Below are 1,096 nucleotides of genomic sequence, written 5' to 3' on the forward strand. Positions count from 1 at the left end.
ATTCAGAAACCTCTGAATACAGAGCCGTTAAAATCAGACAACGGTAAAAATAATGGTGAGCACTAGAAATATGACCCATCAAATAATCGATCAGCTCTGCCGCGCGTTCAGAGGCTTCTAGTGCCTCACTATACTGTTCGTAAAGATAGAAAGTCTGCGCTTTTAAAACATAAAACTCACACAGCGCCGCCATACTTTTACGACTGTGGAAATTCTCTAAATGCTGTTCTTCGCTAACTTCATCCTCTTCGCCCATCAAATTTAAAATGGCTATCTTATTAGCAATAATAATATCAATAGCCCACAAGTTTTTAGTTTGCTCGCAAAAATGGAGCGACTTGCCAATATCTTCCAAAAGGTTATTCAAATTCATGCCCTGGAAGAAATAGGTAATAGTTTGAAACATCCGGTTATAACCTGTCCATTGCAAGTTGCCAGATTGCAAGCCAACTTTATACCCTTCGTTATTAATTTCCGCCGTAGTTTTGAGCGGTCTCACCCAGCAGTTTAAGTAATTGGCAAAAATCACACTATCTTGGCAATTTTGAGACAAGTTATTTGAATTTTCGCTGAGAGTTAGAGCAAGTCTGCCAAACTCATAAGCCGATTGGTAATCCCCTAAAATTGAATTCAGAATAATTCCATAACACGAATAGCAATAAGAGCCTCCCGCTACAAAACCGTACTTGAGAGAAAGATTAATCGCTTTAATCACAGTCAACTTCCACAGTTCTTGAGATGAAAAGAACGTTAGTGGCCCCATATTTCCCAATAACTTCATGGCAATTAGTTGAGCCGGATCTTTCATCTTTTCTGCATGAATTAATGAAGCAATTTCTTGGTTATCCAAGTAGGCTGTAGCTGTCGCCATTTCCGCATTAATCGCCTCACTTAAACTATCTTCAGCCAAGTCTATGCCCAGCAAGTGAAGCGCTTTTAATCCAGATTGAACTGCTGCTTCATATTTACTCAGCAGAGTGTACTGCACGATCAAAATGTTGTAAACTTCGGCTTGTTCTAGCTCAGATTTTGCCCGGGCAAATGCCACTTCTATTAAAGCTTCTGATTCTTCAAAATTGCCGTTTAAATATTCGGC

General features: G+C 39.5%; 1 pseudogene. It reads right to left on the bottom strand.

The window, feature by feature from the left end:
* Positions 1-1,096, bottom strand: a pseudogene (locus tag QUA43_RS30595) (PAS sensor protein); the annotation flags it as partial.

The sequence above is a fragment of the Microcoleus sp. N9_B4 genome, from assembly GCF_036701635.1.
GTDB lineage: Bacteria > Cyanobacteriota > Cyanobacteriia > Cyanobacteriales > Microcoleaceae > Microcoleus.